Origin of the sequence: Pseudomonas sp. PvP009 (assembly GCF_017832995.1) — a bacterium.
Taxonomy (GTDB): Bacteria; Pseudomonadota; Gammaproteobacteria; order Pseudomonadales; family Pseudomonadaceae; genus Aquipseudomonas; species Aquipseudomonas syringae.
Map to the genome: position 1 here is coordinate 2,773,968 of NZ_JAFIBG010000001.1, position 25,155 is coordinate 2,799,122.

2 protein-coding genes (1 of these 2 cut by a window edge) are annotated in these 25,155 nt (G+C 62.9%); both read right to left on the minus strand.

Annotation, left to right across the window (positions count from 1 at the left end; translation table 11 throughout):
* Positions 1–17,781 carry a non-ribosomal peptide synthetase gene (locus tag JOE29_RS11855; protein ID WP_210079543.1) on the minus strand — a complete coding sequence of 5,927 codons (17,781 nt, stop codon included), beginning with the start codon at positions 17,779–17,781 and terminating at the stop codon, positions 1–3.
* A protein-coding gene (locus tag JOE29_RS11860; RefSeq protein ID WP_210079544.1) for a non-ribosomal peptide synthetase crosses the window boundary here: on the minus strand, positions 17,778–25,155 show its 3' portion. Its footprint extends 2,120 nt past the window's final position; 7,378 of the gene's 9,498 nt are visible here — the last part of the coding sequence; its start codon lies off the right edge, out of view — the gene reads right to left on this strand; it ends in the stop codon at positions 17,778–17,780. Before JOE29_RS11860 ends, JOE29_RS11855 begins: the two co-directional genes overlap by 4 nt.

The window sequence follows — 25,155 nt, forward strand, 5'->3', positions numbered from 1 at the left end:
TCATTGCGTTTCCCCCACACCCACTGCCAATCCGTCGTACCACCAGGCCGCCAGGCTATAGACGTCCGGCGCTTTCAGGACGCTGAAGTGGTTGCCCGGCCCGTGCCAGAGTGAAAGCTGCGGTAGCAGGTGCTGCCATTGGCTCGCGCAAGCGGCATGCTCAAGTTGATTATCCAGCGCATCCAGTTGCGGATCGTCCACCAATACCAGACTCGCCCTGCCGCTGTAGCCTGCTGGCTCAGGTCGATAGACCGTGCGCAAGGCGCTGGCGAACGTGCGAACAATCCCTTGCAGGGCCTGTGCCGCAAGACGCGGCGGCAATAGTCCGACGCGCACCATGGCTTGCTGAAGCAGGTGCATTTGCGTAACGGTATCGCTGCCGGCAAACGTCAGCGGGTCGAGCTCGAGGCTTCTTCCGCTGGACAACTGCAGCGCCTCGATCAGGCGTTCCAGCACGGCGGTGGCAGTATACGGTTTGCCGTCCAGGCCCTCGCCGCCAGGCGCTTCGCTGTCGATCAGGGTCAACGAGACAACCTCGCGGCCACGGGCCTGCAGCTTGACCGCCATGGCGTGCGCCGCCCACCCGCCGAACGAATGCCCGACCAAATGCAGCGGGCCCTTCGGATACAGCGCTTCGATGGCCTGCACATGGCTCTGCGCTGCAGCTTCCACGCGGCTGTGCGGAACACTGCGACCGTCCAGACCGCGCGGTTGCAGGCCGTGGATCGGCCAGTCCGGACCCAGTGCCTCGGCCAGGCCAATGAAGCTGGTAACGCTGTCCCCGGCGCCCGGTACGCAAAACACTGGCGCATGCCCGTCACGCCCGCTCTGGATGGCCAGCAGCGACTGATGAGCCGGTGCCGGCGGTGGCGTGGCAGGCGCGCTTTGCAACGCCTGAACGATGCTCAGACCAAGCACGGCGACGTGCGGTGCCTGCATCATCGTCATGTGGTCCCCCGGTACATCGACGCACCGCAGTAGATCTGCGGAGAGAATCTCCCCCCAGCCCAAGGTCGAACTGCTTCCAATCGGCGCCATTGGGCGCTGTTCGGCGCGGAACAGGTGAATCGGCAGGCTGAGTGACTCCAGCTGGTAATGCGCCAGGGCCTGACCATGCGCCACTTCACGGTCCAGGTAATGGTGCAGTTGCTGATCGCTCGCCAGCGCCAGCTCCTCGTACAACAGGCCTTCGTCACGGCACAGTTGCAACAGCGTGGCGAAGTCCGGCAGCGGCGCTTGCTCGCTCAATGAGTTCAGACGCGCCAACTTCGCAGCGCCCTCACCCGCCCGGGCTTGCCAGTGCGCAGTGCAATGCGAGAGCAATTGCCGCTCAAGCAAATCAGGCCCCTGCCAGCGCGCCTTGCCCTGATCGGTCAGGCGTGGCACATAGCTGTCGATCAGGCCGAGGAATGTCACGGCCTCGTCCATGCCCAGCAGTTGCGTGGCCACTTCGTAGGCCAGCACCCCGCCAAACGACCAGCCGGCCAACCGATACGGGCCGCGCGGCTGGACCTGACGAATGCGCTCCACCATCCGCGCAGCCAGACACTCCATGGTGCGTAATTGCTGCTGCCCAAGACCAATGCCCGGCAAGCCGTAAATCGGAAAGTCACCCTGCAGATGTTGCCCAAGCACCGGGAAATAAGCATCCAGCCCGGTGAAATCGTGCAGCAGAAACAAGGGTGACTCGCTGCCACCGGCGCGCACTGTGATCACCTCCCGAGCCTCGTCCGGCGATCCTGGACGCTGATCGAGCAATCCGGCCAGCGCTGCAACGCTAGGGTGCTGGAACAGCTCGGCCAGCGTCAGTGACACACCTGCTTTTTGCAGCAGGCTGACCAGGCGGATGGCCGACAGCGAATGGCCGCCCAGTTCGAAGAAACTGTCGTGCCTGCCGATTTTTCCGACTTCAAGAACCTCGGCCCACAAGTCCGCCAGACGCTCTTCCAGAGCCGTTGAAGGCGCCTGGTAAGCGAGGTTCGCCAGTGCCGCCAGGTCGGGCGCAGGCAATGCCTTGCGGTCGACTTTGCCGTTCTGGGTCAATGGCAGCGCATCAAGGCCTACAAACACCGCAGGCACCATGTACTCCGGGAGTTGCCCCAACAGATGCGCGCGCAAGGCGGCACTGTCGAGCGACGCGTCACGACGGGTGAAGTAACCCACCAGACGCAACGTGCCATCGTCCAGACGCTGGGTGGTCACCACCGCTTCGCCGACACCCGGGCATTGCGCCAGGTGCTGTTCGATCTCGCCTGGCTCGATACGCACGCCACGAATCTTCACCTGATCATCGTTGCGGCCCAGGTATTCAAGCGTCCCGTCTGACAGCCAGCGCACCAGATCGCCGGAGCGATACATGCGCGCACCGGATCTGTCGCTGAACGGATCGTCGAGGAAGCGTTCTGCGGTCAGGTCCGCTCGGTTCAGATAGCCACGAGCCACGCCAGCGCCGCCGATGTACAACTCGCCGGGCACCCCGAGTGGCACGGGCTGGCCACGCGAATCCAGTACGTACAGTCGGGCATGGGTAACCGGCTTGCCGATGTGCAACACCTCGCCAGGCTGCATCCGGCCAGAGCTGGCCACCACCGTGGTCTCTGTCGGGCCGTAGTTGTTGACCACGGCAAAACCGGGATCACGGTTGAAATGGCGCAAGCGATCACCGCCAATCAACAGAGTTTGCAGCGTCGGATGGTGTAATTCACGGCTGAAGGCGTATTCGGCCACGGGGGTCGGCAGAAACGCCACCTGCAGCGGCTGGGCCAGCCACCAGTCGAGCAGCACATCGAGCTGTTCGTTGCCAATCTCCGCAGGCGGCAGGTGCAGCACCGCACCGGCACACAGCGCAGGCCAGACTTCCCAGGCCATGGCGTCGAAACCGAAACCGGCAACGCTGGCGGTATGACTGCCGGCACGCAGGTTGAAGGCTTCACAGTGCCAATCCACCAGATTGTTCAGCGTGCGGTGCTCGACCATCACGCCCTTGGGCAGCCCGGTGGACCCCGAGGTGTAAATCACGTAAGCCAGATGTTGCGTGGTCATTTCCGGCACGGACGGGTTGTCGGTGCGCTGTGACCAGTCCGGGCGATCAAGCGCGATCACCGGCACCTGCAGTTCGGGCAGACGTGTCAGCAGGTCGAATTGAGCCAACACCACCACAGGTTCGCTGTTCTCCAGCAGGTAGCTGATGCGTTCATCCGGGTGGCCCGGATCGACCGGTACGTAGCACGCCCCGGCTTTCAGCACTGCCAGCAGACCGGCCAGGGTCTCCAGGCCGCGCCGCGCGACCACCGCCACCCGGTCGTCAGGACGTACGCCCAGCCCGACCAGGTGATGGGCCAGTGCGTTGGCACGGGCGTTCAACTCGCCATAGCTCAAATGCTGGTCGCCCGCCTTTGCGGCCATGGCGTTCGGTTGTTCCAGCGCCTGCTGTTCGATACGCAAATGAACGGGCAGCGGGCACTCCGCAGTAAGGCGATCGGCATTGAAGCCATCGAGCAGCTCGTTTCGTTCGGCGCCGGGCAGAACATTCAGTGCCTGAATCGGTCCCGCAGGTGCCTGTTCAAGCGCGTCGACCAACCCCTCCACGGCGCAGGCAAGATACGCACAAACACGTCGGGCATCGATGCCTTTCGAGGTCAACGCAGTCAGGTCGAACGCCTCGCCCAGATCATCGACGCTGAGCGTCAACGGATAGCTACTGCGCTCGCCCGATTGTAATAGCTCGATGCCCTTCCAGGCCTTGCCGGCAGCCTCGTTTGCCTCACCGGGTGCAGCGCTGTGGCGGTAGTTCAACAGTGCACTGAACAACGGCGCACCTGCAGGCAAGGCGCTGCAACGCTGCGCGATTGCCAGAGAAGCCTGTTCGTGGGCAAGCAATCCGGTCAGGCGGCGGTGGGTTTGGGACAGAGCATCGCGTGCACTCTGATCGGCCAGGTCGATGCGCAACGGCAAGGTGTTGATGAACACCCCGAGTGTGCGTTCGGCGCCCTCGCTGCCGTTCAAGCGACCCAACAGTACGGTGCCGAACACCACGCTGTCACGCCCGGACAATCGGCCCAGTACCTGAGCCCAGGCCAGGTGCATCAGGCTGGCAGGACTGACACCCAGCTGCCGCACTTGATGACGTAACCGCCTGCTCAGGTCCATATCCAGACGCAGTCGGGCCTCGCCTGCAACGTCCGGCCCTGGCAACCAGGTCTGGGCGTACGCCAGGGTCGGCTCATCCAGATCGCCCAATTGCTCGCGGAAGAACGTCTCATGCGCGTCGTCACCGGCCCCCAGCAAGGTCTGCGCGATGTAGTTGCGGTAAGGCACTGGCGCAGGCAGTTGCGCTGCCTGATCGAGCAGTACCGCCTGCAATTCCTGGCTCAGCAGGTCCAGGGCAACGTGGTCCATGATCAAGTGATGGAACAGCAGGACCGCGACGATACGCCCGCTGTCCGGGTCATCGGCGTGAATCAGCCGCAGCAGCGGTGCACGTACAAGTTCCAGCGGCTCGGGATTATCCAGCGCCGCCAGCGGCACTTCGATCACCGGCAGATCGGCATGTCGCCAGACCACTTGCACAGGCGTTTCCAGGCCCTCCCAGCACAGTGAGGTCCGCAACACGTCGTTGCGGGCGATCACCTGTTGCAGCGCCTGGCTGAAGGCCTCCAGTCGCGAGCGGTCGGCAAAGGCGAAGCGTGCCTGCAAGCGATAGGGATCATCCTCAGCGGCGGACAGGTAGTGATAGAAAATACCCGCCTGCAGAGGCCCCAGCGGGTAGATGTCCTGAATATTGCTCGCACCGCCGGTAACGCTGGCGACAACGCGATCGATCCCTGCCTGGTCCAGTTTCACCAGCGGCAACAGGTCCGGGGTGATTGACGCGCAATCTGCACCGATCAGGTTGGCCGGAATCTTCACCTGAGCGCCGCTGCCAACAGCGCGTGCCAAAGCGGCCAGGGTCGGCTGGGCAAACAACACGCGGATATCGGCATCCATGCCACGGCGACGCATGCGTGCGATCAACGTAACGGCGAGCAGCGAATGGCCGCCGAGTTCGAAGAAGTGATCGTTGCGCCCTACTTGCTCGACTTGCAGCAAATCGCTCCAGATGTCGGCTAGGGCCATTTCCAGCTCGCCTTGCGGCGGCTCGTATTCACGCCCTGGCATAGCGTCGCGATCCGGCACTGGCAAGGCACGTCGATCGACCTTGCCGTTAGCGGTCAATGGCCAGGCATCGAGGCGCACGAACGCACTCGGCACCATGTAGCCCGGCAGGCGGTCCAGCATGTCGGCACGCAACCTGGCGATATCAAGCGCCGGGCGCGAGCCTTGCTCAATGAAATACGCCACCAGACGTGACTGTCCAGGTTCGTCCTCGCGCGCCACCACCAGCGATTCCTCGATACCCGGCAATGAGGTCAGTTGCGCCTCGATTTCGCCCAGTTCGATACGCATACCGCGGATTTTCACCTGATCGTCGTTACGCCCCAGATAGTCCAGCGTGCCGTCTGCATTCCAGCGAGCCAGATCACCGGTGCGGTACATACGCGCCTGCGGGTGCTCGCAGAACGGATCGCTGAGGAAGCGTTCAGCAGTGAGTTGCGGCTGATTCAGATAACCTCGTGCCACGCCTTCACCGCCGATGTACAGCTCGCCGGCAACACCGGTCGGCACCAGTTGCTGCTGCTCATCGAGCAGGTACACGCGGGTGTTGGCGATCGGTTTGCCGATGTCGAGGCTGCCGTCAGGCAACAGACGACCGGAGGTGGCGACCACCGTGGTTTCGGTCGGGCCATAGTTGTTGATCACGGCAAAACCCGGCTCACGGTGGAACTGCCGCAGGCGATCGCCGCCGATCAGCAGCGTGTGCAGCGTCGGGTGATACAGCTCGCGGCTGAACGCATATTCGGCCACCGGTGTCGGCAAAAACGCCACCTGTAGCGGCTGGGCCAGCCACCAGTCGAGCAGCACATCAAGCTGTTCATTACTGATTTCGGCTGGCGGGATATGCAGCGTTGCCCCTGCACACAGGGCCGGCCAGACTTCCCAGGCCATCGCGTCAAAACCGAAGCCGGCCACAGTGGCAGTATGGCTACCGGCGTGCAAAGCGAATGCCTGGCAATGCCAGTGAACGAGATTGGCCAGCGTGCGGTGTTCGACCATCACGCCTTTCGGTTGTCCGGTCGAGCCGGAAGTGTAAATCACATACGCCAGATCGCCGGGCGTCTGACCCGACACCAGCGGATTTGCCGGTTGTTCAGGCCATTGAGGGCGATCGAGCGCGAGCAGTGGCACCGTCAGTGCAGGCAGGCGCGCCATGAAAGCCTGTTCAGCGAGCACCACTACTGGCGCACTATCGGTCAGCAGATAGTTTATGCGCTCATCGGGGTGCGCCGGATCCACCGGCACATAGCAAGCACCGGACTTAAGCACGGCCAGCAGGCTCACCAGCGTGTCCAGGCCACGGCGCGCGACGACCGCGACGCGATCATCCGGGCGCACGCCCAGGCTGATCAGATGATGGGCAAGGCTGTTGGCCTGACGGTTCATCTGCGCGTAGCTCAGTGACTGATGGCCGACCCTGGCGGCAACGGCTTCGGGCATGCCCTCGGCGCGTGCCTCTATCAGGGCATGAATGGTCTGACCTTGCGGCAGGCTCACCGTGCTGGCGTTAAGAGTGTCGAGCAGATACTCGCGCTCCTGCGGGCCCACCAGCGGAATATCAGCGAGCACTGCCTGCTGGTTACTCACCAGCGTGCGCAGCAACTGTTCGAAATAACCGCAATAGCGCTGCACCGTTGCCTCATCGAACAGCGCAGTGGCGTAGTCCAGCGTGCCGAACAACGCATCACCCTGTTCGCCGAGGTTAAGCGACAGATCGAACTTGGAGACCTGACTCTGCTGTTCGACCGTTGCCAGCGACAGCCCGTCCATCTCCGGTAAGGTAGTTTCCCCGGCCAGCCAGTTGAGCGTTGTCTGGAACAGTGGGCCATGGGCCAGGCTGCGTGTCGGGCGGACGATTTCCACTACCTGCTCGAACGGCAGGTCCTGATGGTCCTGAGCCTCCAGTACTCGCGTCCTGACCTGTGCCAGCAGCGCCTCACCGGTGGGTGCCGACGCTGTGTCGATGCGTATGGCCAGCGTGTTGACGAACAGGCCGATCAGCCCTTCCAGCTCGGCGCGACCACGGCCCGCGATCGGGCTGCCGACGACCACCTCGGCCTGACCGGACAGACGCGCCAGCAGTGCGCCCCACGCAGTCAGCAAGGTCATGTACAGCGTAACGCCTTGCCGCTGAGCCAGCGCACGCAGGCCGGCAGTCAGTTGCCCATCCAGCCGTACGTTCAGGCTGGCACCGGCGAAATCCTGCTGCGCCGGACGCGGCCGGTCGGCAGGCAGAGTCAGCAGTGTCGGCGCGCCTTCCAGCACCTGCCGCCAATAGGCAGCCTGGTGTTGCAGACGTTCACCGCTCATCCAGCCCTGCTGCCAGAGCGCATAGTCGGCGTACTGGATGCTCAGCGCTGGCAGTGGATCGGTCTCGCCGCGACGCAGCGCCGGATACAACGCAAGCAGTTCGCGGGTCAGAACGCCCATCGACCAACCATCGGAGACGATGTGGTGCACGGTCAGCAACAATACGTGCCGCGCGTCTTCCACCTGCAGCAGGCAGCCACGGATCAGCGGCCCCCGTGTCAGATCGAACGCTGCGGTAGCCTCTGCTGCGACGCGTTCGGCCAGGGTTTGCGGGTTTTGACGCAGGTCTTCGATGTGCAGGAACGACATGGCTGTCGGAGCTGTGAACACGACTTCAGCCCCCTCCTCGCGGGCAATGAAGCGGCTGCGCAGGGTTTCATGGCGCTCGACGATCCGCCCAAGCGCGGCTGTCAACGCTGCCACATCCAGCGATCCTTGCAGACTGAGGGCCAGCGGGATGTTGTAAGCCTGATTACCGCCTTCCATTTGTGCCAGAAACCACAAACGCTGTTGGGCAAACGACAGCGGTAGCGACTGATCACGCGGCGCAGGCAGGATCAGTGACAGTTCACTGCGTCCCGCACCAGCCAGCGCACTGGCCACGGCTGCCAGTTCGCCCAGCGCGAAGAGTTCGCCCAATGGCAGTTCCATGCCCATCTGCTGACGCACCTGCGACACCATGCGCATGGCCAGCAGGGAATGCCCGCCCAGGTCAAAAAAGTGATCGTGGCGACCGACCCGCTCGAGCTGCAGCACTTCAGCCCAGATCTGCGCCAGAGCGATTTCAATCTCGCCCTGCGGTGGCTCGTAGGCCAGTCCCAACAGCGACGAGTGATCCGGTTTGGGTAGCGCACGGCTGTCCAGCTTGCCGTTGGCCGTCAACGGCAAAGCGGTCAGCTCGACAAAGGCCCCAGGCACCATGTATTCCGGCAGGTTAGCCTGCAGGTGAGCACGCATTTGCTCCGGTGCTGGCGCCTCGGCGTCCACCCGGCTGGTGAAGTAGGCAACCAGACGCACATGGCCCGGCTCATCCTCGCGCGCCAGAACCACAGCTTCCCTGATGCCCGGCAACTGGTGCAGACAATTGACGATCTCGCCCAGTTCGATACGGAAACCGCGGATTTTCACTTGATCGTCGTTGCGCCCCAGGCATTCCAGCTGGCCGTCCTCCAGCCAGCGGCCCAGATCGCCGGTGCGGTACATCATCGCGCCAGGCTGATCGCTGAACGGGTCGGCGATAAACTTCTCTGCGGTCAGGTCCGGGCGATTCAGATAACCCAGCGCCACACCGTCGCCACCAATGTAAAGCTCGCCGATCGCCCCCAACGGTGTCAGGTGCTGATGAGCGTCGAGCACGTAGACCGTCGTGTTGCCGATAGGTGTACCGATCGGTACCGACTCGGCGTGATCGGCCAGTGTTCTTACATCGCTGGCTGTAGCGAAGGTAGTCGTTTCAGTGGGGCCGTACGCGTTCAACAGGTGCAGGCCCGGAGCCTGGGCAAGCAGCGTGCGGAAGCTCGCCGGATCGGCGCGCTCACCGCCGGAAAGCAACAGCCGAAGACCGCTGAGCGCCTCGGGGATCAGTTGCACGTACTGGTTGAACAGTGCGCTGGTCAAGAACAGCACACTGACATTGCCCTGACGCAGAGCCGCGCTGAAACGCATCGGGTCGATCAGCGTGGTGTGCTCGATCACCAACAGCTGTCCACCGTTGAGCAAGGCACCCCAGACTTCCATGGTGCTGGCATCGAATGCAGGGTTGGAGGCAAAGGCGATGCTGTCCTGCTCGTTGAAGTCGGCATAACCGTTGTTCAACACCAGCCTGGCAATGCCGCGATGGGCGACACGGACGCCTTTCGGGGCTCCCGTCGAGCCAGAGGTGTACATGACGTAAGCCGCTGTGTCGGATGCCTGTGGCAGGCCCGGGTCATGCGCAGGCTGGTCGTCAAGGTTCAACTGGTCCAGATCGATGCGTTGCACCGTCGAGCCCATCGAGGTGGCACTCTGCGTCAGCACACATTTCGCCTGGCAATCATCGAGCATGTAATGCTGACGTTCGGCAGGCGCATTGACGTCCAGTGGCACGTAGGTCGCTGCGCATTTGCCGACCGCCAACTGGCTGATCAGCAGTTCCAGTGAGCGCGGTAGCAAAATCGCCACATGCTCGTTGGGCCGCACACCTTGCCCCAGCAGGTAGTGAGCCAAGTGGTTGGCGCGCTCGTTCAACTCACCATAAGTGAGTGAGCGACGGCCATGCACGGCCGCCACTGCATGCGGATGAAGCGCAGCGCGGCGCTCGAACAGACGGTGCACGGGCTGCCCGCGTGGGTAGTCACGCCGGGTATCGTTGAACGTTACCGACATCTGCTCGCGTTCTGCCTCCGGCACCACTGACGATTCAATCAGGGCTGCTGCCGACTGCTGCTCCAGGGCCTGCACCAGATGGACAACGGCTTGTTGCACGTAGGCGCAAATCCGTTGCGGATCAATACCCGGCGCAGCCTGGGCTGTCAGGCTGAAACCATCGCCGAAGTCATCGATACTCAAGGTCATCGGGTAGTTACTGCGCTCCTCTGCATGCACGACCTCAATCCCTTGCCATGCCGTGTTGTTCGCCGGGTCATCGACCTCAGGCACAGCGCTGTGGCGGTAATTGAGCAGCGTATTGAACAGTGGTGCGCCAGCCGGCAAGGCGCTACAGCGCTGGGTCAAAGCCAACTGAGCGTGCTCATGGGCGAGCATCCCGACCAGACGACCATGGAGGTCGAGCACTGCACTGCGCGCGCAATGCCCGACCAGATCCATGCGCAATGGCAAGGTATTGATGAACACCCCCAAGGCGCGCTCGCCCCCCTCACCGCCGCGCAACCGTCCAAGCAGCACGGTGCCGAATACCACGCTGTCACGCCCGGACAACTGGCCGAGCACCTTCGCCCAGGCGAGGTGCATCAACGTGGCGGCGCTGACACTCAACTGCCGTGCCTGATCGCGGATCTGCCGGCACAGGTCGCTGTCCAGCGTAAGTCGGGCCTCGCCAGGAATCTGCTCTGCGGATGCCATGGCCAGGCCGTAAGGCAAGGTCGGCTCATCGATATCGCCCAACTGCTCGCGGAAGAACGCTTCATGGGCGTCCTCGCCAGGCCCTCGCACAACATGGGCAATGTAGTTTCGGTAAGGCACAGGCGCTGCAAGCTGAGTTTCGTCGTCCAGCAGGATGGCCTGCAACTCATGGCTCAATATGTCGAGGGCGATGTGGTCCATGATCACATGGTGGTAGCGCAGCACCGCTGCGATCCTTTGGTTGGCCGGATCATGGGCATAAACCAGCTGCAACAGCGGCGCCTGCGTCAGGTCCATGCGCGGCGCATTGAACAGGTCTTGCAAGGCTGCCTCTTCAACCCGCAGAGGCGCCTGGCGCCAGACCACTTGTACCGGTGCTTGCAAACCCTCCCAGAACAACCCGGTGCGCAGAATATCGTTGCGCTCGATCACTCGCTGCAAGGCATGGCAAAAAGCCTCGAGACGCGAGGCGTCGGCGAAGGCGAACTGCGGCTGCAACAGATAAGGATCGCGGTCCCCGGCGGTCAGGTGGTGGTAAAGGATACCGGTCTGCAACGGGCCCAGCGGGTAGATATCCTGCACATTAGCGGCACCGCCCGGCACCCGCGCCACGATACGCTCAATGGCGGGCTGATCCAGCGCTACCAAGGGCAGCAGTTCAGGGGTGATGCGCTGGCAGTGCGCATCGATCAGGTTGGCTGGCACATCGATTTCAGTGTCTCCACCGACGGCCTCGGCCAGCGCCGCCAGCGTTGGCTGGACAAACAGAACGCGAATGTCCGCACGCATGTCCAGACGACGCATACGCGCAATCAGGGTCACGGCCAGCAACGAGTGGCCGCCCAGTTCAAAGAAATTATCCTGACGGCCGACCTGCTCCACATGCAGCAGCTCGGCCCACAAGCTTGCCAGGGCGATTTCGATCGGTCCTTGCGGCGCTTCATAGGCCCGGCTGGCGATGCTGTCGCGGTCCGGTGCCGGCAGGCTTTTGCGGTCCAGTTTGCCGTTCGCCGTCACCGGCAGGCTGGCCAGCCGTACATAGGCCGCAGGCACCATGTATTCGGGCAGCAGGCCCGACAGCCAGGCACGCAACTGTTCGATATCCAGCCCGGCTTTATCTTCAGCCGAGGTGTAATAGCCAACCAGTCGTTTGTCACCCGGCACATCCTCGCGCGCCACAACCACAGCGTCGAGAACATCTGGATGATCGTTCAGGCGCGCTGCGATCTCACCCAGTTCGATACGGAAACCGCGAATCTTGACCTGTTCGTCATTACGGCCCATGTATTCCAGGCTGCCATCGGCCAGCCAGCGGCCCAGGTCACCGGTACGGTACATCCGCGCATTCGCTGCGTGGCTGAACGGGTTGTCGAGAAAGCGTTCAGCCGTCAGTGCTTCACGGTGCAGATAGCCCCGCGCCACACCGGCACCGCCGACATACAGCTCGCCAACCACACCCATCGGCACGGGCTCGCCGCGCGCATCGAGAACATAAAGCTGCAAATCCGGAATGCGTCTGCCGATCGGGCTGGCGCCGAGGCGCTGGGCGTCTTCGGGCTGCAACGGGTAATAGGTCACATGCACCGTGGTTTCGGTGATGCCGTACATGTTCACCAGTTGTGTGCCGGCGTTCACGTTGCGGGCATACCACGGCTTGAGTATCACGGTGTCCAGCGCTTCACCGCCGAAGATTACCTTGCGCAACGAATGCGCCTGGCCGTTCTCGCCCTGTGCAGCAATCAGCTGACGGAACGCACTCGGCGTCTGGTTGAGCACCGTCACCCCGGTGCTGCACAGCAGTGTGTAGAAGTCTTCGGGCGAGCGGCTGACCAGTTGCGGCACGACCACCAAATGCCCGCCATGCAGCAACGCGCCCCAGATTTCCCAGACCGAAAAGTCGAAGGCGAACGAATGGAACAGCGCCCAGACATCCTGCTGGTTGAAACCGAACCATTCTTCGGTGGCCGAGAACAGTCTCGCGACGTTGCGATGTTCGATCATCACGCCTTTGGGCTTACCGGTGGACCCGGAGGTGTAGATCACATAAGCCAGGTTGCCGGGCGTTACCGGCACCTGCGGATTACAGACGGATTCGTCCTGCAAGTCGTCGTCGAGACAGATCACCGGCACTTCCGAGACCGGCAAGGTGCCCTGCACTGACCGCTGACTCAACAACGCCACCGGTGCGCTGTCGTCGAGGGTATAAGCCAGACGTTCAATAGGATAAGCCGGGTCCAGCGGCACGTAGGCGGCACCGGCTTTGAGAATCCCCAGCAGGCCGGCAATCATCTGCAGGCCGCGAGGCGTGCAGATGGCGACTCGGTCGTCCGCACCGATGCCCATGCCAATCAGGCGATGCGCGATCCTGTTAGCGTGGGCGTTGAGTGTCGCGTAGCTCCAAGACTCCTCTTCATAGCTGACGGCAATCGCATCCGGCGTGCGCTGCGCTTGCGCTTCAAACTGGCTGTGCAGCGTCTGCTCTTGCGGATAAACCGCATCGGGTGCATTGAAACCGTCGGTCAACTGCCGACGCTCGGCCTCCGACAACAGCCTAATGTGGCTCACCACCGTCTGGCTGTCAGCCACCATGGCGCGCAGTATCGCTTCCAGATACCCCAGGTGGCGCTCGACGGTGCTGTGGTCGAACAGCGCTGTGGCGTATTCCACGATGCAGCGGAAATGATCGGGGCCATCGCTGACGCTCAACGCCAGGTCGAATTTCGCGAAAGCGGCCTGTTCATCCAGCGGCTCGAGCTGCATATCGCCCAGTTGCAATCCCAGCCCCTGGCTGCCATCCCAGGCCAGTGATGCCTGGAATAACGGACTGTGTGCCAGGCTGCGCGGCGGCCGCAGGCGCTCCACCACTTGTTCGAAAGGCAGGTCCTGATGATCCTGTGCTGCCACCACGCGGGCCTTGATGCGCTCCAGCAGCGTCACCACATCCGGATCGCCCGACGTATCGACACGCACGGCCAGGGTATTGACGAACAGCCCGATCAAACCTTCGATTTCGGCATGACGGCGATTGGCAACCGGCATGCCGACGAGCACCTCTTCCTGTCCGGACAGCCGCGCCAGCAAAACAGCCCAGGCGCCCATGAACAGCATGAATGGTGTCACCGACTGCGTCTGGCAGAAGGCTCTGAGGTCGTTGCTCAAACGCGGGTCGAGATCCAGCGCGACGCTGGCCCCGGTGTAGTCCTGATGCGCGGGACGTGGACGGTCGGTGGGCAAGGTCAGCAATACCGGCGCACCCGTCAGGGTCTGCTGCCAGTAATCGGCCTGATGACTCAATCGTTCCTCGTCCAGCCAGTTGCGTTGCCACACGGCGTAATCGCCATATTGCAGGGCCAGCGCGGGCAAGGGATCCTCCTGCCCTTGACTGAACGCCTGGTAGAGCGCGGTCAGTTCGCGGGTCAGCACGCCCAGCGACCAGCCGTCGGCAACGATGTGATGCACGGTCAGCAGCAAGACGTGACGGTCTTCAGCCAGACACAGCAAACGGCCACGGATCGGCAGGTCATGCCGCAAGTCGAAGGGCTGCGCGGCCTCTTCCCTGATCACGGCCTGCAGCGCTTGCGGGTCCTGATCACGTAAATCCTGCCAGCAGATGCTCGGTACCTCAGTCACAGGCGCTGCCTGTACCCAAGCAATGTCGTCTTCCTGACTGAAGCGGCTGCGCAGGCTGTCGTGGCGGGCCACGATACGTTCCAGTGCACGCGTCAAGGCACGGCTGTCCAGTGGACCGGTCAGTTTCAGGCCCAGCGAGATGTTATAGGCGCTGTTGGCATCTTCCATTTGCGCCATGAACCAGATGCGCTGCTGAGCGGAAGACAAGGGTACCGGGCCATTGCGTGGCTGCACGTCGATGACCGGCAACTGACTGCGCGCGGCAGCGCTCAGGCAGTGTGCGACCGCGATCAGCGAACTGTCGGCGAACAGGTCGCCAAGGGCCAGTTCCAGTGACAGGCGCTGACGTACCTGAGAAACCATGCGCATGGCCAGCAACGAGTGACCGCCCAGTTCAAAGAAACGGTCATGACGCCCTACGCGCTCGACCTGCAGCAATTCGCTCCAGATCAGGGCCAGCGCGCTCTCCAGATCGCCTTGCGGAGCCTGGTATTCGCTGGTAGACAGCGCGGTGCGGTCGGGCACCGGCAAGGCACGGCGGTCGACCTTGCCGTTGGCCGTCAGTGGCCAGCTGTCCAGGCGCACCAATGCGCCGGGCACCATATAACCCGGCAGGCGCGCCAGCAGTGCGGTACGCAATTGCTCCACGGTGCTGGAGGCAGCGCCGGCACGCTCAGTGAAATAGCCCACCAGACGCGCTTGCCCCGGTTCATCTTCGCGAGCCAGGACCAGTGCCTCCTCGATACCCGGCAATTGGCTGAACTGGTTTTCGATTTCTCCCAGCTCGATGCGCACCCCGCGAATTTTCACCTGATCGTCATTACGACCCAGGTATTCCAGCGTGCCATCGGCATTCCAGCGCGCTAGATCCCCGGTGCGGTACATGCGCGCCTGTGGCTGCCCGGCGAACGGGTCATGCACAAAACGTTCGGCAGTCAGTTGCGGCTGATTCAGGTAACCGCGGGCCACACTGTCGCCACCGATGTACAGCTCGCCCGGCACCCCGAGCGGGACCAGCTGTTGCCGCTCATCAAGCAGGTAAATCGAGGTGTTGGCGACCGGTTTGCCGATGTCCAGGCTGCCGTCGGGTAATAAACGACCGGAGGTGGCGACCACCGTGGTTTCGGTGGGGCCATAATTATTGATCACCGCAAAGCCCGGATCGCGATGGAACTGGCGCAGCCGGTCACCGCCGATCAGCAGCGTGCGCAGGGTTGGATGACGCAGATTGCGACTGAAGGCGTATTCGGCCACCGGCGTGGGCAGAAAAGCGACCTGCAATGGCTGGGCGATCCACCAGTCGAGCAGCGCATCAAGCTGCTCATTGCCGATTTCGGCCGGTGGCAGGTGCAGCGTCGCCCCGGCGCACAAGGCCGGCCAGATTTCCCAGGCCATGGCGTCGAAACCGAAACCCGCCACACTGGCGGTATGACTGCCCGCACGCAGATCGAAGGCCTCACGGTGCCAGTCGATCAGATTGTTCAGCGAGCGGTGCTCGACCATCACGCCCTTGGGCTGGCCGGTCGAGCCCGAGGTGTAGATCACGTAGGCGAGATGGGTCGAGTCGAGCGTGCCGACGTGAGGGTTGTCTTGCTGCTCGGGCCAGTTTGCCAGGTCCAGTTCGATCAGTGGGGTGTTCAATCCCGGCAAGCCCAACCCTTGCAGGCGTTCGACAAAGACTGGTTGAGCCAATACCGCAACCGGCGCGCTGTCGCCGAGCAGATAGGCAATGCGCTCGTCCGGGTGCGCCGGATCGACCGGCACATAGCCCGCACCGGCCTTGAGCACCGCCAGCAAGCCAACCAGCGTCTCCAGACTGCGCCGCGCCACCACCGCCACGCGGTCATCGGGTTGTACCCCAAGACTGATCAAATGATGGGCGAGCGCATTGGCGAGTGCGTTCAGCTCGCGGTAGCTCAGGTGTTGATTGCCCACCTGTGCGGCAATAGCGTCAGGCTGCTGCTCTGCCAGTTGCTCAATGCGCTGATGAGTCGTCAGCCTGCGTTCGTAGTCGGCACGTCGGTCATTGAAATCCAGCAGCAGCTGCGCACGCTCGCTGGCGGGCACGATATCAAGCTGATCGACCGACATCTGCGGCGTCTGCTCCAGCGCATCGACCACGCTCTCCATGGTCCATTGCATATAAGCGCAAATGCTTTGCGGGTCGATGCCTGCGGCGGTTTGTGCCGTCAAGCCAAAGGCTTCACCCAGATCATCGACGCTCAGCACCAGCGGATAATTGCTGCGCTCCTGAGCCTGCAGCACTTCAATGCCTTGCCATGTTTCACCGGACGCTTGCGCCGGTGCACTGTGGCGGTAGTTGAGCAATGCGTTGAACAACGGCGTCGGCGCCTTTACCCCACTGCAGCGCTGCGCCAGTGCCAGCGGTGCGTGTTCGTGGCGCATCAGCGCGGTCAGGCGCTGGTGAGTGGCACGCACTGCGGCTTGCACGCCTTGCTCGTCCAGATCGAGGCGCAGCGGCAATGTGTTGATGAAGATGCCCAGCGCCCGCTCTGTGGCCTCGGCACCCAGCAGGCGCCCCATCAGCACGGTGCCGAAGACTACCCGCGACTGCCCGGCGAGGCCCGCCAGCACCCGTGCCCAGCCCAGATGAAACAGGCTGGCGACACTGATGCCCAGGGTTCGCGCCTGGGCGCGCAGGCGCAGACACAGCTGCTGATCGAGCGTGATGCTGTGCTCTTCGATCGCATCACCCTCGCCGCTCAAATCCTGCAGGCCGTAGGCCAGTGTCGGTTCGTCGAGATCACCCAGCATCTCGCGGAAAAACGCTTCGTGCTGAGCTTCGCTGACGCCCAGCAGTGCTTGCCCGACATAGTTGCGAAACGGTACCGGTACGCCCAGCATTTCGGCTTGCCCCGACAGACAGGCCTGTATTTCATGGCGCACCACCTCAAGGGCACTGTGGTCCATGGCAATGTGGTGGAACAGCAACGTAGCCTCGACCCGCTGACCTGCCACGGGTGCATGGCAGACCAGACGCATCAGCGGTGCCTGGCCCAGGTCCATCGTCAGGTCTGCCGCGAGCGGCGAGCTGTCGACCTTCAGTTCAGCGTGGCGCCAGACCACCTGTAACGGGGTTTCCAGCCCCTTCCAGTGTATTGAGGTGCGCAGAATGTCATGCCGGGTGATGACGCTTTGCAACGCCTCGGCGAAAGCGTCCCGACGCGCCTGATCAGAAAAGGCGAATTGCACCTGCATGACATAGGGATCGCCTTGGGTGGCGGTGACGTGGTGATAAAGAATGCCCTGCTGCAGCGGTGCCAGCGGGTAAATGTCCTGGACATTCGCGGCACCTCCCGGTATCGCGTCCATCAACAGGTCGATAGCCGCCTGATCGAGCTTTACCAGCGTCAACATTTCGGGAGTGATTCGCTCGCAACCCTGCTCGATGCCGTTGGCTGGCAATGCCGGTGCGCCGCGCTTGCCGTTCTGATAATCGCCCTGTTCGATGAGCTCGATCAGCGCCGGCTTATGCTCGCGCAGATGTTCCAGCAGCCCGTTCTCGGTCAAGGCACGGCGATTGCCCTGCACCACCAGTTGACCGTCCTTGACCGTCAGGTGGATTTCGTGAGCTTTGAGTGTCGCCAAGAGTTCGTTGATGCTCACAGGGTAATCTCCATGTTCTCTGTGATGGCTGCGTAGCCCGCCAGCGTAGGTTGTTCGAAAAGCGCCCGGACATCGGCCTCGATGCCTTCCTGGCGCAGGCGCGCAGTCAGGCTCACCGCCAGCAGCGAATGACCGCCCAGCTCGAAAAAGTTGTCGTGACGGCCTACCTGTTCGACCCCTAGCAGTTCGCTCCAGAGCCTGGCCAGCAAGGCTTCGGTTTCGCCTTGCGGTGCTTCATAAGGGCGGGTCAGGAGCGCATCTTGTCCTGGCGCAGGCAGCGCCTTGCGATCCAGCTTGCCGTTGGGGCTCAGGGGCATTTCATCCAGATGCACGAACAGTGCGGGCACCATGTAATCCGGCAACTGCGCACGCAGCACCTCACGCAAGGTCTCGACCGATAGCTGTGTGCCGGTGTAATAGGCCACCAGCCGCTGCCCGCCTGGTTGCTCGTCGCGCACCAGCACGACCGCCTGTTCGATACCCGGATGGCTGATCAGGCAGGCCTGAATGTCGCCCGGTTCGATACGCAACCCGTGGATCTTCACCTGATCGTCATTGCGGCCAAGGAACTCGAGGTTGCCGTCTGCCCGCTGGCGTACCAGATCGCCACTGCGGTACAGGCGATCCCCTGCTACGAAAGGGCTGTCGATAAAACGTTCGGCATCGGTCTTTGGCAGGTTCAGGTAGCCACGCGTCACCCCGGCACCGCCGATATGCAGTTGGCCGATAACCCCCTGCGGTACGGGCTGGTCATGGGCGTCGAGCACGTAAAGCCGCGTGTTGCTGATCGGACGCCCGATAGGCAACGCACTGTCCGGCACGGCTTCATCGGGTCTTAGCGTCCAGACACTGCAATCGACTGTGGTTTCAGTCGGGCCATACACGTTGTGCAGGCGTACCTCTGGCAAACGTTTGCGCAGCTGTGCGGCCATCTCCACGGTCAGCTCACCGCCCCCGCAGACAACGTCGGTCAGGCTGCTGCACGCGCTGCTCTGCGGCAGATCGAGGAACTGCTGCAACAGCGCAGGAACGAACTGCACCACGCTGACCTGGCGCTCCTGAATCACTTGCGCCAGGTAGGCCGGATCACGCTGGCCATCAGGACGCGCCAGCACCAGTGTAATACCGCTGCTCAGTGGCCAGAAAATCTCCCAGACCGAGGCGTCGAAGCTGATCGGGGTCTTTTGCAGCATGACAGTGCCCGAGCTCGGTGGGCACAACACCGAGCTCCACTGCACCAGGTTGCTGACGTTGCGGTGCTCGACCATCACCCCTTTCGGCGTACCGGTGGAGCCCGAGGTATAAATCACATACGCCAGATGCTCCGCCGTCAAACCGGGAACGCGCGGATTCTGATCACGCTGGGCGTCCCAGGTCACGCTGTCCAGATCGATCCGCAGCGCGTGCTCGTCGTCAAGCAGATCGCGGGTGCCGGCCTGTACCAGCAAGGCGACCGGCGTGCTGTCCTTGACCATGTACTGCAAACGTTCGCGCGGGTAGCTCGGATCCAGTGGTACATAAGCGCCACCTGCCTTGAGGATCGCCAGCAGACCGATCACCATCGACAGGCCGCGCTCGACACAGATCGCAACCCGCTGATCAGGCCGCACGCCCAGATCGATCAGGTGATGCGCCAGGCAGTTGGCCTGTTCGTTGAGCTGGCGATAGCTCAATTGTGCACGCCCGGCGCGTAGGGCTATCGCCTGCGGCGTACGCACCGCCTGGGCTTCGAACAGCCCGTGCAAGGTTTGCTGAAGATCGTGATGAATCGCCGTGGCGTTGAACTCGACCAGCGAGCGTTGCCGCTCTTCCGCGCTGAGTACCGAGAGATGCTGCACCGGCAGATCCGGCTGGCCTTCAAGGGCGTCAAGCATGGCCGTCAGCGTCTGCTGCACATAAGCACAGATACGTTGCGCCCCTACCCGAGGTGGCACGGTAACGCTCAGGCGCAGGCTGTCGCCGAGATCGTCGACGTTGAGGCTCAACGGGTAGTTGGTGTGCTTCTCGCTGGTCAGAATCTCCAGGCCTTGCCATGCGTCGAGCTGCGCATCCTGTCGCGCCTGGCCTGCGGCGTGTCGATAGTTGAGGATTGCACTGAATAAAGGCAATGGCGCTGCCACCCCGCTCCAGCGCTGTGCCTGAGCCAGGGATGCGTGCTCATGGCCAAGCAGTGCTGCCAGTCGGGCATGCGTGGCGCGTGCACCGTCGCGCACGCTGAGGTTGCACAGATCGACCCGCAACGGCAGCGTATTGATGAACATGCCCATACCACGGTCGGCACCCGCACCGCCCTGCAGGCGACCCAGCAGCACAGTGCCGAATACCACGCGGTCATTGCCGGTGGCCGCGCCCAGCACCCGCGCCCATGCCAGATGCAACAGGCTGGCGACGCTGACACCCAGTTGCCGCGCCTGACTGCGCAGGCGCTGTAGCAACGCATCGGGCAGCATCTGCTGGGCTTCCTCGATGCAGCTGCCGTCACCCTGCACATCGCGCAGATCGAATGGCAACGTCGGTTCGTCTATATCGCCCAGTTGCTCGCGAAAATACGCCTCATGCTCCGCTTCGCTGACACCCAGACGTGCCTGGGCCACATAGTTGCGATACGGCACGGCGGGCTGAGTCGGGCCCGGCTCGCCGCGTAGATCGGCGAGCATTTCCTCACGCATGATTTCGAGCGCGGTGGCGTCCACCACAATGTGATGGAAGCGCAGCGTTGCCGACAGGCCTGGGCCGGTCGGGTCCGGGCAGTAGGCCAGACGAATCAGCGGCGCACAGTTCAAGTCCATGCGTGCCGCGCCCGCCGGGGTGTCGATTTGCGCCAGTGTCACCCGTTCAACAAGCAGATCCGCCTGGCGCCAGACCACCTGTTGCGGCGTTTCCAGCCCTTCCCAGACGATCGCCGTGCGCAGACTGTCGTGCCGCGCGATGACCTTGCGCAAGGCAGCGGCCACTGCCTCCAGACGCTCCGGGCTGTCGATGTTCATGCGCAATTGCAGCAAGTACGGGTCGCCCTGTTCGGCAGTCAGGTGGTGATAGAGGATGCCTTCCTGCAGGGGCGCCAACGGGTAGATTTCCTGAACATTGGCCGCTCCGCCAGGCACCGTGGCGACAATGCGCTCGATGGTCGTCTGGTCGAGCTGTGACAGGCTCAGCAGGTCCGGCGTGATGTGTGTACAACCGGCCGGAACGCGATTGAGCGGCGTCGGGATTTCACGCCCTTTGCCCACCGACGCGGCCAGCGCGGCGACGGTCGGCTGGCCGAGCAGGACGCGTACATCGACGCTGAGCCCGGCATTGCGCAGGCGCTCGACCAGACTCACCGCCAGCAGCGAATGGCCGCCCAGTTCAAAGAAATTGTCATGACGACCGACATGTTCCAGGCCAAGCACATGCGCCCATAAATCAGCCATGAGGATCTCTGTTTCACCCACGGGTGCCGCGTAGGCATGACTGGTCAGCGCTTCCAGCTCCGGGTCCGGCAAGGCACGGCGGTCAAGCTTGCCATGGCTGGTCAGCGGCAACGCGTCCAGGCGTGTGAAGGCCAGCGGCACCATGTGCGCGGGAAGACATGCACGCAACGCCTCGCGCAGCGCTTCGGGTTCGACGGGAGCGTTTTCGGTGAACCAGGCCAGCAAACGTTCACCGCGCACCAGCACCACAGCGTCCTGCACCTCGGCCTGACTGGCCAGAACCGACTCGATTTCGCCCAGCTCGATGCGCATGCCGCGAATTTTCACCTGATCGTCGTTGCGTCCCAGGTAGTCGAGGCTGGCATCGGCATTCCAGCGCACCAGATCGCCGCTGCGATACAGGCGCGCCTGCGTTGCGGCACTGAACGGGTCGGCGATAAAACGCTCTTCGGTCATTTGCGGACGATTCAGATAGCCACGGGCAACCCCCGCACCACCGATGTACAACTCGCCGACGACACCCACCGGCACGGGCTGCAACTGCTCATCCAGCACATACACGCGAGTGTTGGCGATCGGGGTGCCGATATGCAATGGCCCGCCCGGCTGAACGGCACCAGAGGTCGCCACCACGGTGGTTTCAGTCGGGCCGTAGTTGTTGATCACGGCGAAGCCAGGGTCGCTGTCGAACTGGCGCAAGCGGTCGCCGCCGATCAGCAGCGTGCGCAGCGTCGGGTGCTGGCGCGGGCGTCTGAAGGCCTGTTCGGCCACCGGGGTCGGCAGGAAACCGACCTGAAGTGGCTGTTCCAGCCACCAGTCGAGCAACTCATCGACGTGCTCGTTGCCGACCTCGGCCGGTGGTAGATGCAGTACCGCACCGGCACACAGCGCCGGCCACACTTCCCAGGCCATGGCGTCGAAGCCGAAACCGGCGACGCTCGCCGTGTGACTGCCAGCCTGCAGAGCGAATGCCTGACAGTGCCAGTGCACCAGATTGACCAGCGTGCAGTGCTCGACCATGACGCCCTTGGGCTGGCCGGTGGAGCCGGAGGTGTAGATGACGTACGCCAGTTTTTGCGCATCAAGGTCCGCAACACAGGGGTTATTGCCGGAAGAGCCCAGCCAGTCCGCCTGCTCGGTGTTCACCCGCGCGGTATCGCCGGCCAGCTCGTGGGTCGAGTTTTCAGTCAGAACCACGCGGGGCGCGCTGTCCTGCAGCAGGTAGGCGATACGCTCAGCCGGATAGACCGGGTCGACCGGCACGTAGGCCGCACCGGCCTTGAGCACCGCCAACATGGCAACCAGGCGTTCGGGACCACGGTGCAGGCACAGGGCGATGCGCTCATCGGTTTTGACGCCCAGGTCAATCAGGTAGTGGGCCAGGCGATTGGCGCGCTCGTTGAGCTGAGCGTAGGTCAGTACATGACCATCCTGAATCACCGCAGGGCTGTGCGGCCGCCTGGCGGCCTGCGCTTCGATCAACGCATTGACGGTGCGGCCCTGCGGGAACGGCTGCTCGCTGCCGTTGAAATCGAGCAACAGATGGTTGCGCTCTGCCGCGTCGAGAATCGGTACGTTTTCCAGCCGCAGCGGCAGCGCCTGTTCCAGAGTGTCCAGCAGATGCTCCAGCGTGTTGAGCACCCAGCCAGCGATACGCTCGGCTCCCATACCCTGCTGCGCCAGCATATGCAGGTCGAAACCTTCGCCCAGATCGTCCACACAGAGGGTCAACGGATAGTTGCTGCGTACATCACCACCGAGCACCCGCACGCCTTGCCAGAGCCCTTCACCGTCCTGCGGTTTCACCTCCCCGCTGTGGCGATAATTGAGCAGCGCACTGAACAGCGGGGAACCCGATGCCACCGCACTGCAGCCCTGAGCGAGTACCAGCGAAGCCTGCTCGTGAGCGATCAGCGCAGACAGCTTGGCGTGGACCGCCTTGACGGCTGGACGAGTGTCCTGCGCCGTATCCACGCGCAGCGGCAAGGTATTGATAAATACACCGAGCGCCCGATCGGCGCCCTCACCGCCCATGCGGCCCAGCAAAACAGTGCCGAATACCACGTCGCGACGATTGGCGAGCACGCCCAGAACCCGCGCCCAGACAACGTGCATCAGACTTGCAGCGCTCACCCCGAGCTGGCGTGCCTGTTCGCGTAGGCGCAGGGCCAGTTCAGGGTCGAGGGCCCGTCGCGCCTCCTCGATGCCACTGCCGTCGGCGTGAACGTCCTGTATGCCAAAAGGCAGGGTGGGCTCATCGACATCACCGAGCATTTCAGTGAAAAACGCTGTGTGGCTTGCGTCGTCATTGGCCAGGCGTACTTGCGCGACGTAGTTGCGATACGGCACCGGCGCCTTCAAGTCATAGCGGTGGCCGAACAGCAACGCTTGCATCTCGCGGCTGACGATCTCCATCGCCGTGTTATCCAGTACCAGATGGTGAAAGAGCAAAATGGCGACGGTTTCGCCGTTCGACGATTGCTGGGCATGCACCAGACGCATCAAGGGTGCCTGGGTCAGATCCAGTCGATGATGACGGGCGTCAAACTGGCGTTGCAGGCGATCAATGACAGCCGATTCGGAGTCTTCGGCCTCGAACTCGATGGCCTGTACCGTCAGTTCGGCATTGTTCCAGACCACCTGTTGCGGACTTTCCAGACCCTGCCACACCACCGAGGTGCGCAGGATATCGTGGCGGTCGATGACTTCCTGCAAGGCTGCGGCCCAGCTGTACAGACGCTCTGGCGTGTCGAACGCCAGACGCCATTGCAGCAGATAGGGATCGCCCTGTTCCGCGGTCAGGTGGTGATAGAGAATACCTTCCTGCAACGGTGCCAGCGGGTAGATCTCCTGCACATTGGCAGCACCACCCGGCACGCTGGCGACGATGCGATCAATGGCTGACTGTTCGAGCGCCACCAGACTCAACATGCCCGGAGTGATCTGTTTGCAGCCTGCCGGAATAAGGTTTGCCGGCACTTTGAAGGCGCTGACGTCCGTCTGACATGCCGCCAGAGCAGCCAGTGTCGGCTGGCTGAGCAGCACATGCACATCCGCCTTGAGTCCGGCCTTGCGCAGTTGCTCGACCAGGCTGACGGCCAGCAAGGAATGGCCGCCCAGTTCAAAGAAGTTGTCATGCCGCCCTACGCGCCCGATGCCCAGCACTTCTGCCCAGATGACTGCCATGGCGATTTCCACTTCGCCCTGCGGTGCTTCGTAAGCGTTGCCAAGCAGGTACGCCGGGTCCGGATCGGGCAGCGCGCGGCGGTCAAGTTTGCCGTTGGCCGTCAATGGCAGCGACGCCAGCCGGGTAAAGGCGCGCGGCACCATGTAGCCCGGCAGGCGTGCACGCATTGCCGGTGCCAGCGTGTCGGTGTCGACCGTGGTGGTTTCAGTGAACCAGGCCAGCAGATGGAGATCGCGAACCAGCACAACCGCGTCTTTCACCCCCTCCAGAGTGGCCAGCACCGACTCGATTTCGCCCAGCTCGATGCGCATGCCACGAATCTTCACCTGATCGTCGTTACGGCCCAGGTAATCCAGAGTTCCATCACCATTCCAGCGCACCAGATCGCCGCTGCGGTACATGCGTGCCTGCGCGACATCGCTGAACGGGTCGGCAACAAAGCGCTCCTCGGTCAGTTGCGGCTGGTTCAGATAACCCCGTGCGACACCCTCACCACCAATGTAAAGCTCACCGGGCACACCGACGGGCATCGCTTGCAAGTGCTTGTCGAGGACGTAGACACGGGTGTTGGCGATGGGGCCGCCAATGTGCAGCAAGCCGGTGGCCAGCACCTGACCTGAGGTGGCGACAACGGTGGTTTCGGTCGGACCATAGTTGTTGACCACGGCATAACGGCGGTTGTGAGTGAACTGCCGCAGGCGATCGCCGCCGATCAGCATCGTACGCAACGTCGGATGATCCTGATCCTGGCTGAAGGCGTACTCAGCCACCGGG